Source organism: Neorhizobium tomejilense (assembly GCF_964254135.1).
Lineage (GTDB): Bacteria > Pseudomonadota > Alphaproteobacteria > Rhizobiales > Rhizobiaceae > Neorhizobium > Neorhizobium tomejilense.
On sequence record NZ_CAXUSO020000001.1, the window covers coordinates 1,774,407 to 1,789,680 of the forward strand.

Genomic DNA, 15,274 nt, shown 5'->3' on the forward strand with positions numbered 1-15,274 from the left:
GGAGGAGAACATGATCCACAACCCCATCCTGCCGGGCTTCAATCCCGATCCGTCCATCTGCCGCGTCGGCGAGGACTATTATATCGCCACATCGACCTTCGAATGGTACCCGGGTGTGCAGATCCATCATTCGCGCGACCTGGTGAACTGGACGCTGGTGCGTCGGCCGCTGGAGCGGGCAAGCCAGCTCGACATGCGCGGCAATCCCGACAGCTGCGGCATCTGGGCGCCGTGCCTTTCCTATTCCGACGGATTGTTTTTCCTGGTCTACACGGACGTCAAACGCTTCGACGGCAATTTCAAGGATGCACACAATTACATCGTGACCTCGCCGACGATCGAGGGCGAATGGTCCGATCCGATCTATGTCAACTCCTCCGGGTTCGATCCCTCGCTCTTCCATGACGACGACGGACGCAAGTGGTTCCTCAACATGCAATGGAACCACCGCACCGAAAGTTACGGCGGCGCGCCGAAACATCCGGCCTTCGACGGCATCCTGCTGCAGGAGTGGGATTTCGAAACGAAGGCGCTCAAGGGCCCGATCAAGAACATCTTTGCCGGCAGTTCGCTCGGCCTCGTCGAGGGGCCGCATGTGTTCAAGCGTAACGGCTGGTATTACCTGACGACTGCCGAGGGCGGTACGGGTTACGACCATGCGGTCACAATGGCGCGCGCGCGTTCGATCGACGGGCCGTACGAGATGCATCCGCAGACGCATCTCATCACCTCGAAGGATCATCCGAAAGCCGTTCTGCAGCGAGCCGGCCATGGCCAATACGTCGAAACGCCGGAAGGCGAAGCGTACCACACCCATCTCTGCGGCCGGCCGCTCGCCCCGCAACGCCGCTGCACGCTCGGCCGCGAAACCGCGATCCAGAAATGCATCTGGGAGGACGACTGGCTCTATCTCGCCCAGGGCGGCGTCGTGCCGGATGTCGACGTGCCCGCACCGGGCGATGCCGGGCGCATCGAACAGCCTGCCCGCATCGAGCGTTCATTCGACGACAAGGCCCTGCCGCCGGAATTCCAGTGGTTGCGCACACCTCATCCGGAGCGCCTGTTCAGCCTGACCGAGCGTCCCGGTCACCTGCGCCTTTTCGGCCGCGAAAGCATCGGTTCCTGGTTCGAACAATCACTCGTCGCTCGCCGGCAGGAACACCATTCCTTGCGCGCCGAGACCGTGGTCGAGTTCTCGCCCGAGACCTACCAGCAGGTCGCGGGGCTGACGCATTATTACAATCGCCACAAGTTCCATTCGCTGGTTGTGACGCTGCATGAAAAGCTCGGCCGCGTGGTGACTATCTTCTCCTGCCCGGGTGATTTTCCGCATGGGCGCATGAGCTTTCCGGCCGGAAGCGGCGTTGCGGTGCCCGATGGTTCGGTACATCTCGCCATGGAGATCCGCGACAACGACCTGCAATTTTTCTGGCGCGCCGGCGGCTCGACCGACTGGCAGGCACTAGCCCCCAAACTCGACGCCGGCGTCATTTCGGACGAGGGCGGTCGCGGCGAACACGGCTCCTTCACCGGCGCATTTGTTGGCCTCGTCGCTTTCGATACGTCGGGGCGAGCTAAGACGGCGGATTTCGACCATTTCGTTTACGAGGCGCTGTAGTTTGAGCCCAATGCAATTCGTGTTATTTTGATGCCATGAAGAATGTGACGATCGCTCTCGATGACGAGGTCTATGAACTCGCAGCAGCCCGTGCCGCCGAGAAGAATACATCCGTGTCTTCGCTGATCGCTTCCCTGATCCGCCAGATGGAGGGGAAGCGTTCGCTCAATCCCGAGGAATTCCAGAGAAGCCTTGAGCGCGAGGAAGAGTTGCGCAAGCGGATCGTCGGCATTAGCGCCAAGGACAATCTTTCCCGCGACGAATTGCATAGAAGGCGCTGAAGCACGTGTCGGTATTTCTCGACACCAACATCCTCATCTATTCCATTTCATCCGATGCAACAGAATCCGCCAAACGAGAAAGGGCGGGCGAGATTCTTCGGCATGACGATTGCGTTATATCAGTTCAGGTGCTGCAAGAATTCTACGCTCAGATGACAAGACCCAGCCGTCCTGGCGCACTTAACCACCAAACGGTTCTGGAGTTGATTCAAGGCTGGCAGAGATTTCCGATCCAGGAGAATACGTTTGCAGTCCTTGCGAAAGCCCTTGATATCGTCGACCGCTACCGCTTCTCCATTTGGGATAGCCTTATCATTGCGGCAGCACTTTTTGCAGAGTGCGAGATTTTGTTCTCCGAGGATTTGTCTCACGGGCAGCGGATTGAAAATTTGACGATCGTCAATCCGTTCTTGTGAACGGCATCAAGCGGATTCGATTTCAAATATGCTAATACAGTAAACATTGAATCTAAAGAAACTAACGGAACCATTTAATTTCATTACAGAAATGTAATGCTGAAATTCAGATACGGTTCATTATTGGGGTCCTAGTTTCACGGCGTGCTCAACACGAGGAGACACCTGATGAAAAAGTTCTTTGCAATCCTTCTTTCCGCAACCGTGCTTGCTGCTCCGCTTGCCGCCCAGGCGCAGGATCGTCATTCCGGTCCGGATCGGACCAGGACCGTGACCCGCACGGTGACGATTCAGAAGAAGGTCGTGGTCGTGAAGCCGCGCTGGTCCAAGGGTCATCGCATGACGGCCGCCGAACGCCGCCGCATGGCGGAAATCCGCGATTACCGCCGTTACCGCCTGTCGGCTCCGCCGCGCGGTTATCACTGGGTCAAGGTCGACAACGACTTCCTGCTGGTCGGCGTCGCAAGCGGCGTGATTTCGAGCTTCATCGCGGCTCGCTGAGAAAGATCGGCCTGCGGGGGTATTTGCCTTTCCTCCCGCAGGTCTCACATATTCGCCGCTATGCGACCGGTGATCGTGCTTTTCGGTGGCTGGTCTCAGGTCCTTTGGGACAGGCATTCCTTCATCGAGCGGGCAAGTCCGCGCATCAGTTCGAAATAAAGGCCGGAACCCGATTTCAGCGTCGCTGCTTCCGGATCGAGTGTCCCTGAGCGGGCAGGCGTGCCTTCGGTCACGACCGCCACCAGCTTCGGCTCGAACTGCGGTTCGGCGAAGACGCAGGTGGCGCCCAGTTCCTTCACCTTCTTCTGGATCTGGTCGACGCGTTCTGCACCGGGCATGGTCTCCGGGCTGACGGTAATCGAACCCGCGACGCTCACCCCATAACGATGCTCAAAATATTGATAGGCATCATGGAAGACGATGAAAGGCTTGTCCTTGACCGGCGCGACCGTCGCCTTGATTTCGGTATCGAGCGCGTCGATATCCTTCATCAGCCTGGCGCCGTTTGCCTGATAGGCCGCGGCATTCGCCGGGTCGGCACTGACCAGCGTCTTTTCGATTTCCGCCGCCATCGCCTTGGCATTCATCGCATCGAGCCAGAGATGCGTATCGAAGCCGCCGTGGTCGTGATGGTCATCGTCGTGATCGGCATGGTCGTCGGCGGGCTTTGCATGGTCGTCATGCCCCGGCGCTTCTTCCCCTTCATGCCCATCGTCATGGGCCTCGAAGGCGCCGCTCTCGCGGAAGGGGAGTTTTTGCAGTCCGGGCGCATCCCCCAGCTCGATCACCGTTGCCGAGGTCGCCAGCGCATCCAGCGGCTTTTCGAGGAAGGCCTCGATGCCGGGACCGATCCAGAAGATCACGTCGGCGCCTTCGATGGCTGCTGCATTGGAGGGCTTCAGTGCGAAAGTGTGCGGCGAAGCGGCGCCATCGACGATCAGTTTCGGCTCGCCGACGCCCTTCATGATCGAGGCGACGAGCGAATGGATCGGCTTGATCGAAACCACCACGTCTGGTGCCGCAACGCCAGGGCCGGCACCGATGGAGAACACTGCGGCGGAGAGGAGGGAAATCGAAGCCGGCTTCATGCTGGGTCCTTGCATTGTAGCGTAATGTTATTACATCAATTGCGTTATGCTATAACGTGTGTCATAGCCATTGACAACAGGGAATCGGGAAAAACATGCTGATGTCCAATCGGGCTCGTGCCCCCAAACCCGAAAGCCAATTGGTATCGCTTGCCAATGCCGGCATTCGCCGGGATGGCCGATGGCTGGTGCGGGGCGTCGATTTCTCGATCCGCCGCGGCGAGGTGGTGACGCTGATTGGCCCGAACGGCGCAGGCAAGTCGACGACCGCAAAGCTTGCCATCGGTGTGCTGCGCCCGGACGAAGGATCGGTCGCAAGATTGTCCGGCCTGCGCGTCGGTTATGTCCCGCAGAAACTGTCGATCGACTGGACCATGCCGCTTTCCGTGCGCCGGCTGATGCGGCTGACCGGCCCGCTTAATGACGCCGATCTTCTGGCGGCGCTGGCATCGACCGGCATTTCCCATCTCATCGATGCCGAGGTCAGGTACCTCTCCGGCGGGGAGTTCCAGCGGGCGCTGCTTGCCCGGGCGATCGCCCGCAAGCCGGACCTGATGGTGCTCGACGAACCGGTGCAGGGTGTCGACTTTGCCGGCGAGAGCGCGCTTTACGACCTGATCCGCTCGATCCGCAATTCCACCGGCTGTGGCATCCTGATGATCTCGCACGACCTGCATATGGTGATGGCCGGCACCGACACCGTCATCTGCCTCAACGGCCACGTCTGCTGCCGCGGCACGCCGGAAGTGGTGAGCCAGAGCGCCGACTACCTGAAACTCTTCGGCAATTCTCGTTCGCTGGCGGTCTACAACCATCATCACGATCACACCCATCTGCCGGACGGCCGGGTCATGCATGGCGACGGTTCGGTCACCGATCACTGCCATCCCGATGACGGGCATCATCATCACGATGGGCATGATCACGACCATTCCGACCATGACCATCATGGCGGCCACCATCACGGCGATCATGCCGAGGCGAAGGGAGAGGGCCGTGCTTGACGACTTCTTCACCCGCGCGCTCGTCGCCGGCATCGGCGTCGCATTGACGGCCGGGCCGCTCGGCTGTTTCGTCGTCTGGCGGCGGATGGCCTATTTCGGCGATACGATGGCCCATTCGGCGCTGCTCGGCGTGGCGCTGTCGCTGTTCTTCCAGATCAACCTTCTGATCGCCGTCTTCGGCGTCGCGGTCGTCGTGTCGCTGCTGCTTCTGGCGCTGCAGCGGCGCCAGTCGCTGTCGGCGGACGCGCTGCTCGGCATTCTCTCCCATTCGGCTTTGGCAATCGGCCTCGTGCTCGTCGCCTTCATGACCTGGGTCAGGATCGACCTCATCGCCTTCCTCTTCGGCGATATTCTCGCCGTGACGCGCACCGACATCGCGCTGATTTGGGGCGGCGGCGTGCTGGTGCTGGCGGCGCTCGTATGGCTCTGGCGGCCGCTGATCGCGTCCACGGTCAGCGAGGATGTGGCCGAAGCCGAGGGCATGAAGCCGGCGCAGACGCGGCTGCTCTTCATGCTTCTGATGGCGCTCGTCATCGCCATCGCCATGAAGATCGTCGGTATCATGCTGATCACCGCGCTTCTGATCATCCCTGCGGCGACGGCCCGGCGGTTTTCCGCAAGCCCTGAGCTGATGGCGGTGCTCGCCTCGCTGATCGGCGCGCTGGCCGTGGTTGGTGGCCTGTTCGGCTCGCTGCACTACGATACGCCGTCCGGCCCTTCCATTGTGGTCGCGGCGCTCTTACTTTTCATTTTAAGCCTGCTTCCCGCAGCGGGTAAAAACACGGCCGAGAAGGCCGGCAACCAAGGAGTGCGATGATGAACGCACCAGTTTCGACACCGACATCCGCTCCGGCGCTGACCAAGAACCAGTCGCTCGTCTTCGACGTTCTCGACCGGTCCGATGCGCCGATGAGCGCCTATACGATCCTCGACCGGCTGCGCGACCACGGGTTTCGAGCACCTCTGCAGGTCTACCGGGCGCTCGACAAGCTCCTCGAATTCGGCATGGTGCATCGGCTGGAAAGCCTCAACGCCTTCGTCGCCTGCGCGCATCCGGAAAGCGAATGCTGCGGCAAGGGGCATGGCCACGGGCACGGCACGGTCGCGTTTGCGATCTGCGAGAGTTGTGGCCACGTCTCGGAATTCCACGACCACGAGGTCGATCACCGCCTCGGCGCCTGGGCGAAGGCCAAGAACTTCAAGCCTGCCAAGACGACGATTGAAATCCGCGGGCTGTGCGGCGCCTGCGCGGCCTAGAGAAGCCGGAGATCGCGCGCAAAGCGCTTCCAGTTGGCGACATAACGGACAGCCGACTGTTTCAGCTTCTCGACCGCTTCGTCGTCCAGCACCCGCATCACTTTCGCCGGCGAACCCACGATCAGGGAGTTGTCGGGAAATTCCTTGCCCTCGGTGACCAGGGCATTGGCACCGACCAGGCAATTCCGGCCGATCTTCGCGCCATTCAGGATCGTTGCGCCCATGCCGATCAACGTATTGTCGCCTATCACGCAGCCATGGATGATCGCATGGTGCCCGATCGTGCAGTTTTCGCCGATCGTCACCGGATAACGCGGATCGGTGTGGATCATCACGCCTTCCTGGATGTTCGAACCCTTGCCGACGACGATCGGCTCGTTGTCGCCGCGCAACACCGACCCGAACCAGATGCCGACATCCTCCCCGAGCGCGACCTTGCCGATGATGGTCGCATCCGGCGCCAGCCAGAAACGGTCGGGGCCGGGCGTTTTCGGTTCGAATTCTCCGAGTGCATAGATCGGCATGGTTTCCTCCCTGTCGCGGTTTCGTCAGACGACCGTCAGCGACAGCGTTCCGACGCCATCGATGCCGCAGGTGACCTTGTCGCCGCGCACCACGGCGCCGACGCCGGCCGGCGTGCCGGTCATGATCACGTCGCCGGGGGCGAGGACGAACAGTTTCGACAGTTCGGCGATGATCTCCGGCAGTTTCCAGATCAGCTGATTGAGGTCGCCGGACTGTTTTCGCGCGCCGTTGACGTCAAGCCAGACGCTGCCCGCCGAGGGATGGCCGATCGTTGCGGCCGGGAAGAGGACCGAGACGGGAGCCGACTTCTCGAAGGCCTTGGCGGCCTCCCACGGACGGCTCATCTTCTTGGCGACATCCTGCAGGTCGCGGCGGGTGAAGTCGATGCCGACCGCATAACCATAGACCTTGGACAGCGCGTCCTCGACCGAAATATCGGCGCCGCCGCCCGAGAGCGCCACGACCAGTTCCACTTCGTGATGGACGCTGGAGGAGAGCGGCGGGTAGGGGAAGGTCTCGCCGTTATAGATGTTGTCGGCATTCTTCTGGAAAAAGAACGGCGGCTCGCGGGTTGGATCGCCGCCCATTTCGATCGCGTGGTCGGCATAGTTGCGGCCGACGCAATAGACCCGGCGAACCGGAAAGCGCTCCGCCACCCCCTCGACCGGCAGAAGAACGGTTTCGGGCATGGGGATCACGGTCGCAAGCATGGAAAATATCCTGGAAAACTGTGGGCACGGGGGCGATGAAGACGGCGCCCTTTGTCTCCCAATTCGTCGGTTAATCCTAGCACTTTTTCAAGACCGCAGGAAAAGCTTGCGCCCTCCGGGCAACGATCCCGGACGCCAGGGAGTAGACACCCCGACGATTGCCGGGGGCCGATCGAAGCGCCGTTGTGCGGACTTCATGTCTGGATTGCTCCGCGCGCATAGCGCGTCGGTGGCAATCCGACAACGCGGGTGAATGCGACGCTGAACGCGCTGGCGGAACTGTATCCGACACGTTCGGAAATCTCCTTCATGCCGCCGTCGCCACGCCGCAGAAGGTTCTTCGCCAGAGCCATGCGCCACGAAAGCAGGTACTCCATCGGAGTGACGCCCATGGCGCGGCGGAATCGATCGAAGAAGGCGGAGCGGGAGAGGGCGGCTTCCTGGGCCAGTTGCTCCACCGTCCAGTCCTGGGTCGGATCTTCGTGCATCCGACGGATCGCGACCGCCAGCCGTCCATCGGCCAGTCCGCGCAGAAGCCCGGGCGGCGCTGCGGTGCCTGCCGTGGATCGGAGCGCCTCGATGAGCAGAACTTCCAACAGGCGCGCCAGGATCATGTCCCGCGCAGGCCGCTGTTCGCGAGCCTCTTCGCGCACCAGCTTTACAAGGGTCGCAAGCCGTCTCTCGCCGCGAACGTGCACGAGTTGGGGCAGGAGCGACACCAGCAGGGCAGCGTCCGGCGACCCAAAGACAAATCGGCCGACCATCAGCCGGACGTCGGGCGGCCCATCCGGATTTCCGTGTCTTATTTCATCCGCCAACTTGGTGACGGTCAAGGGATCCACGCCCTCCGACGGCATCGGTTCCAGGTTCGACATGCTGAAGCCATAGGCCGACGGGATCAGAACGAAGTCACCCTCCCGCAGGTCGATCGGTTCCTGTCCGTCGACGGTCAGGCGGGACGAACCTTCGAGGATCACGCAGTAGAAGGGCTGTCCCGTTTCCAGGCGCTGAACACACCAGGCGCCGGCACCGCTGACGAGCTTCGTCGAGGGGACGCTGGGTTGGAGCAATGTAACCACTTCGGCGAATGGATCGACCATTTCAGGACTTTCACGAATGAGAACCGGACTTCTGATTGTAGTCAGTCCAGCCTCCGCGGTCTAGGTTTCAGGTGCTGCAAAACACATGAAGGAGCCGCCATGAAAACCGTCCTTATCACCGGTTGCTCGTCCGGATTCGGTCTGGAGATCGCCAGGTATTTCCTCGACCGCAATTGGAAGGTTATCGCGACGATGCGTTCGCCGCGCGAGAATATTCTGCCTTCCTCCGAGCACCTCCAGATACTCGCCCTCGACGTCACCGATCCCGAAAGCATTCGCCAAGCCATCGATGCCGCCGGACCAATCGACGTGCTGGTCAACAATGCAGGCATCGGCTGGCTGAATGCCCTTGAAGGCACATCGATGGATATCGTCCGCGAGATCTTCGAGACGAACACTCTCGGGACGATGGCCGTGACACAGGCGGTCCTGCCTCAATTCCGGCAACGGAGAACCGGCGTCGTGGTGAACGTGGCGTCGAGCGTGACGTTGAAGCCGATTCCGCTGCTTTCCGTCTATACGGCAAGCAAGGCTGCGGTGGATGCTTTCACCGAGGTGCTGGCGCTGGAACTCCAGCAGTTCGATGTGCGGGTGCGACTGGTACAGCCGGGAAGGGCGCCCGACACCCGTTTCGGGGATAACGCGCGGTCCCGCATGCAGGCTCATGGTGGCTTCCCCGAGGCATATGCCGGTCTGGTGCAGAGCGTGTTCGCCGGATGGGAGCAGGAGCAGTCGGCCGTCACCCGGTCACTCGAGGTGGCCGAGGCAGTCTGGCTTGCGGCAACCGATCCGTCGTCGCCGGCTCGCATTCCTGCCGGCGCCGACGCCGTGGCACTGGCCGGCTGACGTCGGTTGGCTGACACTGCGCCAGCTATTTTTCAAGCGCCACGAACTGGCTTGCCGCGGAGGCCCCTCCGCGACAAGTCGACCTTCTGGCCAAGGTTGCACCTATGGCAGCAGATCCGCCAGGCTGTAAAACGCCGCCGATATCGCGGCAGTTGCCGGCATCGTCACGATCCAGGCGATCACGATGTTGCCGGCGAGCCCCCAACGTACCGCTGAAACTCGCCTTGCGGCGCCGACGCCGACGATCGCTCCTGTGATCGTGTGGGTCGTCGAGACGGGAATGCCGAGCCAAGTCGCTCCGAACAGCGTCAGCGCTCCGCCCGTCTCGGCGCAGAAGCCTTGCATCGGGTTGAGCCTGGTGATCTTCGAGCCCATGGTATGGACGATCCGCCATCCCCCGAAAAGCGTGCCGAGAGCCATCGCGGATTGGCAGGAGATCACCACCCAGAAGGGCACGTAGAAGGTCGAACCGAGATATCCCTGGCTGAACAGAAGCACCGCGATGATGCCCATCGTTTTCTGCGCGTCATTGCCGCCATGGCCGAGGGAATAAAGCGAGGCGGAGATAAACTGCATCACGCGGAATGTCCGGTCCACCGCGAACGGCGTCTGCCGGACGAAGAGCCAGGAAACCAGGAGCACGAGCACGAGGGCAAGCAGGAAGCCGATGGCCGGCGAGAGGAAAATCGCACCTACCGTCTTCCCGAGACCGCTCCAGACAATCGAACTGAAGCCGACCTTTGCCAGGCCGGCGCCCACCAGCCCACCCACGAGCGCATGCGAGGAACTGGACGGAATTCCGAAAATCCAGGTGAGAATATTCCAGATGATTGCCCCCATGAGGGCGGCGAAAATCACCTGCGGCGAAACGATCGCAGGGTCGATGATGCCGGTTCCCAGCGTTTCCGCCACGTGCAGGCCGAAGAAAAGGAAGGCGATGAAATTGAAGAACGCCGCCCAGGCGACCGCATATTGCGGCCGCAGGACACGGGTCGAGACGATCGTCGCGATGGAATTGGCCGCATCATGAAGACCGTTGAGGAAATCGAAGAACAGAGCGAGTGTGATCAGCCCGAAGAGAAGTGGCAAGGCGAGAGAGATATCCATCAAACGTTCTCGATAACGATGCCGCTGATCTCGTTGGCGACATCCTCGAAACGGTCGACGACTTTTTCCAGTTCGCCATAGATCTCGCTGCCGATCATGTAGGCCATCGCATCGCCGCTTGCGCCGTGACGCCGGTACAGGTCTTTCAGGCCCTGGTCATGAAGGTCGTCCGACCGACCCTCCACGCGGGTAATCTCCTCGGCGATCGCGGCAAGGCGGTGCGCATTGGAGCCCACCTTGTTGAGAAGGGGGATTGCTTCCGAAATGAGGTCCGCCGCCTTGACGATTTCGCCACCCATCTGCTGCATCAGCGGATCGAAGTCGGACTGCTCGAACAGCCGGATCGTCTTGACCGTTTTATGCATCATGTCGATCGCGTCATCCATCGACTGGATGAGGTCCTTGATATCGCCGCGGTCGAAGGGCGTGATAAAACTCCGCCGGACGGCGAGAAGAACCTCCCGCGTGATGTCGTCGGCCTCATTCTCCAATGCGACGATCAGCTCGCAGTTCTTCTCGATCTCGTTGCCCTTGAGGAGCTGATCAAGTGCGTGGGCTGCTGCAACGACAGTTTTCGAGTGCTGGGAAAACATTTCAAAGAAACTGTCTTCACGCGGCATCAGCTTCCGAAAAATACTCATCATACCGTGCGACCTTCCATGCGGCTGACTGTCATAAATGTGTCATAAACATGCTCGGGCAATTGAAGCAACACGCAAAATCGACAGTTTGATCCGCATGAAATCCACAAAAAAACGCAGCAAGCCGCGACCGGACAGGTCCCAGACGCTGCTCAAGCAGCTTGCGGCAGTTCCCGGCAGGCTGTTCGCCGGCGCGTTTCACCAACAATATGGCGCCTTGTGCTTTCGATATCGGGGGGACGGGCCTCAGGTTGAAATCCTGGTGATCACCTCGCGCGAGGCCGGGCGGTGGGTCATCCCGAAAGGCTGGCCGATGAAGGGAAAAAAGCCGTTCGAGGCCGCGGCCACCGAAGCCTCGGAAGAAGCAGGCGTGAGCGGGACGGAGAAGAAGAAGCCGGTCGGCCGCTATACCTACCTGAAGGAACTCGACAACGGCGATGTAGCCCCCTGTATGGTCGACGTGTTCCAGATCGAAGTCACGGAGGTCACGGGTGGCTTCAAGGAACAGGGGCAGCGTATTCTCGAATGGGTCAGCCCTGATGAAGCGGCACGACGCGTTCGCGAGATCGAACTCAAGTCGCTGCTCGTCGAATTCGAGCCGCGGGGTCGCAAGAAGCGCAATCGCGGCTAGTTCTGAACCTGATCGCCGGCGCTTTGGTAGGTGGTCCTGCTCTGCAGCAGCTCGCCTTGCCGTTCCAGAACCGGATAGGCCGTGGCTGCGACGAGGTGCGAATTGATCTGCTTGAAATCCCGCAGCAGGTCGAGGTGGAGAGAGCTGGTTTCCGCCGTATCGAAATCGCCCTCGCGCAGCCGCTGGAAATGAGCGTTGGTTCCGTCACGCTCCGCCCGCCGGAAGACGATCTTTTCGTCGGCGAGCATGCGCGCGACGCGCTCGTCCTGCGACATGAAAAGCGCGGCGGCGGTGCGCAGATTGGTGGAAAGGCGGTCCAGCAGGGCGCTGAGCTCATGCTGCCCTTCCTTCGAAAAGGTCATGCCTCGGCGCAGTCTTTTGACAAGGTGGGGAAGCACGTTTTGGTCGACGACGTCGCCCGCGTGTTCCAGGCCGGTCGAGAACAGCAGAATCTCGTCGAGGCGTCGCCGGTCGATATCGCTGAGTTCTTCCGGGTCGATGGACGTGAGGTACCGTTTGACTGCCGTATTCAGGCGGTCGAGGACGTTGTCCTTCCGCCGCAGTTCCGCCAGGGCGCGGCGATCCGTGCTCGTCAAGGCAGCCTTCGTCCCCGCCAGCATTTCCTCCAGCACGTCGACCAGCCGCAGGACTTCCCGCGCCGCGCCCTGCAGCGCGACAACCGGCGTTTCCTTGGCGGACGGATCGAGATATCGCGGATGGCCGGGATCGCTCTCGTCGATGCGCAGTGGCAGCAGCCTGACGAGGGCGTTTGCGAAGGGCGAGAGAAACGGCATGAAGACGACCGCGACCACGAGATTGAATGCCGTGTGGAAATTCGCGACCAACCGGGCACCATCGCCCTCGATCTGGATCATCAGTGCCGTAATTGGGGAGAGAAGCGCAAACGCCGCCAGAACACCGAGGATCCTGGTAACCAGATTGCCGATCGGAAGCCGTCTGGCCGCAAGATCCTTCCCTGACTGCCCCTCGACAACCGGATTGATTGCCGTTCCCAGGTTGGCGCCGAGGGTCAGTGCGAAGGCCTGGTAGGGATCGATCAGCCCCTGGCTCGCAAGTGACATGATGAGCAGGACCACCGCGACGCTGGAATGGGCCGCCCATGTCAGGGCGGCCGCGAGCAGAAGGCTGAGGAGCGGTGTCGTCGAAATGGCTGAAAGAACCGCAGCGAAGGCCGGTGTATCGGCATATTGCGTCAGCACGTCGAGCAGTTGATGCAGGGCGAGCAACATGAAGCCGAGTCCGATAAACACCCGACCGAGGTCATGGACCTGCGGATTTTGGGTGCGGCGGAACATCAGGACGCCGAGCAATACGAGAGCCGGTGACGCGGCGGCCACGTCGAAGGACAGGACCTGCACGATGAGCGTGCTGCCGACATTGGCGCCCAGCATGACTGCAAGCGCCGGGACAAGATCGACCAGCCCGTCGGCGGCGAACCCCGATGCCATCAGCCCGGTCGCCGTGCTGCTCTGAAGAATTGCCGTGACGCCCAATCCGGAAAAAAACGCTTTTATCCGGTTGTTCAGCGCGCGGCCGAGAAAAGACCTGAGATTGGGGCCGAAAGCACGCTGGATGCCCGTCTGCACCATCCGCGTCCCCCATAGAAGGAGGGCTATGTGTCCGGCAATGGTGATGATTGCAATGATGAAGGGCATGGCATTTCCGTAAATAATCAGCCGGATGGAGAATCGCACTGGCAGCGCAAGATGTTAGCCAGCTAACATAGTTGCCGGGATCTATTGCTTTTTCAAGGCTGAGGTCTGACCGGTAGGTATTGGGGGTCTACCATCCGGCACTGCCCGGAAGGCGGGAGATTTTTTTGAGACGAGGGGATGTCGGGTTGGCAAAGTCTGGTTCGTCCTTAGAGTCGTCCATTCCATATTTCAAAAGGATCACGACCATGCCGAACACCATACGCCTGCATCGCGTTCTGGCAACCAGCCCGGAAAAGATCTATCGCGCGTTCATCGAGGCTGACGCGCTTGCCAAATGGCTTCCGCCCAACGGCTTTTTGTGCACCGTCCATCACTTGGAACCAACGGTCGGCGGCAAGTTCAGAATGTCCTTCCGGAACTTCACGACCGGCAACAGCCATGCCTTCGGCGGCGAATTTGTTGAGCTCGTCCCAGGCGAACTTGTCCGCTACACGGACAAGTTCGATGATCCCAACCTGCCGGGCGAAATGGAAGTCACGGTGACGTTGAAGAAGGTTTCGGTCGGTACCGAAGTGAATATAACGCAGGCAGGGGTGCCGGACCTCATCCCGCCCGAAGCCTGCTATCTCGGCTGGCAGGAGTCGCTGCGAAACCTGGCAAGGGTCGTCGAGCCTGAGATCAACGAATAACGTATCGTGACGGCGCAAGCCGTGGGACCGGATCGCGTTGGTGACTTTCGCGATCCGGCACGGGTGACAGTTGCCTGCGGGAACTATCGCGGGCCTGTCTTGTTGACATTCCGAAAGAGAAGGAAGTCATGCAGCAGCCAACGACAGAATCCGTTACCGACCGGCAGCCTCCCGTGCCGCCGCGATCCAATCCGGTCTCCCCGGCCTCCGAAGCACAATCAGATCGCCTGCCGGACGAAGGCCCCAGTCCCCATCCGCAGCAAAACGACGCGAAGCCGAAATATACGCCTGAGGATCTCGTGAAGAACTATGGCCTGAGTGCGCAGGAAGCGCAGCGTCTCATCGACCGGTTCGGACCGTCCGCGGCGGAGCTCGATTTCATTCTGGCCGGGAAGGGGCGTCCCAAGAGGCATCGCCGGCAGGATATCGAACGCTCGGCCGAAGAAATCGCTTTTGGGTGAGCGTGCGGCCGCACATGCGGCCCTCCGGAGGCCGAAAAGGAGTTTTTCTGCTGGTCCTGGAACAACCCGAGGAATGCATTGTTCGCGCTGATGCGAAAGGAGAATTGCATGAACAAGATCATTCTAGTGACTGCCATGGCAATGGTTACGACGTCGGCATTCGCCCAGTCCGCGGCAGAAAAATCAGGCGTCAATTCGCTTGCGGGCATCCCTCCGAAGACCCAGGATTTCGTGACCGAAGTTGCAACGAGCGACATGTTCGAGATCGAATCCAGCAAGCTGGCCGCCGAACGGGCCGACGCGGCGACGAAGACGTTCGCACAGCAGATGATCCAGGATCATCAGAAGACGACGACGGAACTGAAACAGCTCGTCGATAGCGGCAAGGTGAAAGTCAAATTGCCGACGGCGATGACCAACGCGCAAAAGAAGTCGATCGCCAAGCTCAAGGGCTTAAATGGCGCAGAGTTCACGAAGCAATATCATTCGGACCAGGAAGACGCCCATGAAGATGCCGTCGACCTGTTCAAGCGATATGGCAAGGAAGGTGAAAACGCCGACCTGAAGGCGTGGGCGGCAAAGACGGTCCCTGCGCTCGAACATCATCTGCAGATGGCCGAGGACTTGAACAAGTAATCGCCATTCGCGGGCTTCCATCCGACGGCTGTCGCTTATGCGGCGGCCGTTGAGGCATATGCACAAAACCAAGACAGTGGGGAAAGA

Annotated in this window: 19 protein-coding genes; 12 read left to right on the plus strand and 7 right to left on the minus strand. The window is 60.7% G+C overall.

The genetic code is table 11. The features are described from left to right. The first annotated feature begins 10 nt into the window (after nt 1-10). The 4 genes from ACSQ3G_RS09155 (at nt 11) to ACSQ3G_RS09170 (ending at nt 2,816) form a co-directional block, all read left to right on the plus strand. Nucleotides 11-1,618: a glycoside hydrolase family 43 protein gene (locus tag ACSQ3G_RS09155; RefSeq protein WP_436109790.1), complete on the plus strand. Its 1,608-nt coding sequence runs from the start codon at nt 11-13 to the stop codon at nt 1,616-1,618. Between the two features lie 35 nt (nt 1,619-1,653). After that, a complete protein-coding gene (locus ACSQ3G_RS09160; protein ID WP_436109791.1) occupies nt 1,654-1,899 on the plus strand; it encodes a hypothetical protein in 246 nt (81 codons plus the stop codon). 5 nt (nt 1,900-1,904) lie between these two features. Continuing rightward, the gene (locus ACSQ3G_RS09165) at nt 1,905-2,315 is read left to right on the plus strand and encodes a PIN domain-containing protein (protein ID WP_436109792.1); all 411 of its coding nucleotides are present in this window, start codon (nt 1,905-1,907) and stop codon (nt 2,313-2,315) included. Nucleotides 2,316-2,483: 168 nt separating this feature from the next. Continuing rightward, nucleotides 2,484-2,816 (plus strand): RcnB family protein, encoded by a 333-nt coding sequence (locus ACSQ3G_RS09170; RefSeq protein ID WP_436109793.1) that lies wholly within the window; start codon nt 2,484-2,486, stop codon nt 2,814-2,816. A gap of 95 nt (nt 2,817-2,911) precedes the next feature. On the opposite strand, the gene ACSQ3G_RS09175 is transcribed toward ACSQ3G_RS09170, so the two are convergent. Further along, the gene (locus ACSQ3G_RS09175; RefSeq protein WP_436109794.1) at nt 2,912-3,904 is read right to left on the minus strand and encodes a zinc ABC transporter substrate-binding protein; all 993 of its coding nucleotides are present in this window, start codon (nt 3,902-3,904) and stop codon (nt 2,912-2,914) included. 95 nt (nt 3,905-3,999) lie between these two features. Here ACSQ3G_RS09175 and ACSQ3G_RS09180 point away from each other — a divergent pair, with 95 nt between their 5' ends. The 3 genes from ACSQ3G_RS09180 to ACSQ3G_RS09190 are packed head-to-tail and all read left to right on the plus strand — an operon-like array spanning nt 4,000 to nt 6,165. Next, a complete protein-coding gene (locus ACSQ3G_RS09180) occupies nt 4,000-4,908 on the plus strand; it encodes an ATP-binding cassette domain-containing protein (protein WP_436109795.1) in 909 nt (302 codons plus the stop codon). Next, on the plus strand, nt 4,901-5,725 hold the full coding sequence (gene znuB, locus ACSQ3G_RS09185; protein WP_436111692.1) for a zinc ABC transporter permease subunit ZnuB: 825 nt from the start codon (nt 4,901-4,903) through the stop codon (nt 5,723-5,725). Before ACSQ3G_RS09180 ends, znuB begins: the two co-directional genes overlap by 8 nt. After that, a complete protein-coding gene (locus tag ACSQ3G_RS09190; RefSeq protein WP_046667152.1) occupies nt 5,725-6,165 on the plus strand; it encodes a Fur family transcriptional regulator in 441 nt (146 codons plus the stop codon). Before znuB ends, ACSQ3G_RS09190 begins: the two co-directional genes overlap by 1 nt. Here ACSQ3G_RS09190 and ACSQ3G_RS09195 read toward each other — a convergent pair. From ACSQ3G_RS09195 to ACSQ3G_RS09205, 3 genes are all read right to left on the minus strand, one after another. After that, on the minus strand, nt 6,162-6,689 hold the full coding sequence (locus tag ACSQ3G_RS09195) for a gamma carbonic anhydrase family protein (protein ID WP_436109796.1): 528 nt from the start codon (nt 6,687-6,689) through the stop codon (nt 6,162-6,164). The genes ACSQ3G_RS09190 and ACSQ3G_RS09195 overlap by 4 nt on opposite strands. 24 nt (nt 6,690-6,713) lie before the next feature. Next, nucleotides 6,714-7,400 (minus strand): fumarylacetoacetate hydrolase family protein, encoded by a 687-nt coding sequence (locus tag ACSQ3G_RS09200; RefSeq protein WP_436109797.1) that lies wholly within the window; start codon nt 7,398-7,400, stop codon nt 6,714-6,716. Nucleotides 7,401-7,594: 194 nt separating this feature from the next. Further along, nucleotides 7,595-8,500 carry an AraC family transcriptional regulator gene (locus tag ACSQ3G_RS09205; protein ID WP_436109798.1) on the minus strand — a complete coding sequence of 302 codons (906 nt, stop codon included), beginning with the start codon at nt 8,498-8,500 and terminating at the stop codon, nt 7,595-7,597. A gap of 99 nt (nt 8,501-8,599) precedes the next feature. On the opposite strand from ACSQ3G_RS09205, the gene ACSQ3G_RS09210 reads away from it, so the two are divergent. Continuing rightward, nucleotides 8,600-9,346, plus strand: coding sequence for an SDR family oxidoreductase (locus ACSQ3G_RS09210; protein ID WP_436109799.1), 747 nt, complete (start codon nt 8,600-8,602; stop codon nt 9,344-9,346). Nucleotides 9,347-9,448: 102 nt separating this feature from the next. On the opposite strand, the gene ACSQ3G_RS09215 is transcribed toward ACSQ3G_RS09210, so the two are convergent. Further along, on the minus strand, nt 9,449-10,453 hold the full coding sequence (locus ACSQ3G_RS09215) for an inorganic phosphate transporter (RefSeq protein ID WP_436109800.1): 1,005 nt from the start codon (nt 10,451-10,453) through the stop codon (nt 9,449-9,451). Continuing rightward, entirely contained in the window at nt 10,453-11,097 is a 645-nt protein-coding gene (locus ACSQ3G_RS09220) for a DUF47 domain-containing protein (RefSeq protein ID WP_436109801.1), read from the minus strand. Before ACSQ3G_RS09220 ends, ACSQ3G_RS09215 begins: the two co-directional genes overlap by 1 nt. Nucleotides 11,098-11,191: 94 nt before the next feature. Here ACSQ3G_RS09220 and ACSQ3G_RS09225 point away from each other — a divergent pair, with 94 nt between their 5' ends. Then, the gene (locus ACSQ3G_RS09225) at nt 11,192-11,725 is read left to right on the plus strand and encodes an NUDIX hydrolase (RefSeq protein WP_436111693.1); all 534 of its coding nucleotides are present in this window, start codon (nt 11,192-11,194) and stop codon (nt 11,723-11,725) included. On the opposite strand, the gene ACSQ3G_RS09230 is transcribed toward ACSQ3G_RS09225, so the two are convergent. Next, nucleotides 11,722-13,401, minus strand: coding sequence for a Na/Pi cotransporter family protein (locus ACSQ3G_RS09230; RefSeq protein ID WP_436109802.1), 1,680 nt, complete (start codon nt 13,399-13,401; stop codon nt 11,722-11,724). The genes ACSQ3G_RS09225 and ACSQ3G_RS09230 overlap by 4 nt on opposite strands. 245 nt (nt 13,402-13,646) lie before the next feature. On the opposite strand from ACSQ3G_RS09230, the gene ACSQ3G_RS09235 reads away from it, so the two are divergent. The 3 genes from ACSQ3G_RS09235 (at nt 13,647) to ACSQ3G_RS09245 (ending at nt 15,187) form a co-directional block, all read left to right on the plus strand. Next, nucleotides 13,647-14,090, plus strand: a complete 444-nt coding sequence (locus ACSQ3G_RS09235) for an SRPBCC family protein (protein WP_105415949.1) — start codon at nt 13,647-13,649, stop codon at nt 14,088-14,090. Between the two features lie 128 nt (nt 14,091-14,218). Next, nucleotides 14,219-14,551, plus strand: a complete 333-nt coding sequence (locus ACSQ3G_RS09240) for a hypothetical protein (RefSeq protein ID WP_436109803.1) — start codon at nt 14,219-14,221, stop codon at nt 14,549-14,551. 108 nt (nt 14,552-14,659) lie between these two features. After that, the gene (locus tag ACSQ3G_RS09245) at nt 14,660-15,187 is read left to right on the plus strand and encodes a DUF4142 domain-containing protein (protein ID WP_105440438.1); all 528 of its coding nucleotides are present in this window, start codon (nt 14,660-14,662) and stop codon (nt 15,185-15,187) included. Nucleotides 15,188-15,274 lie beyond the last annotated feature (87 nt).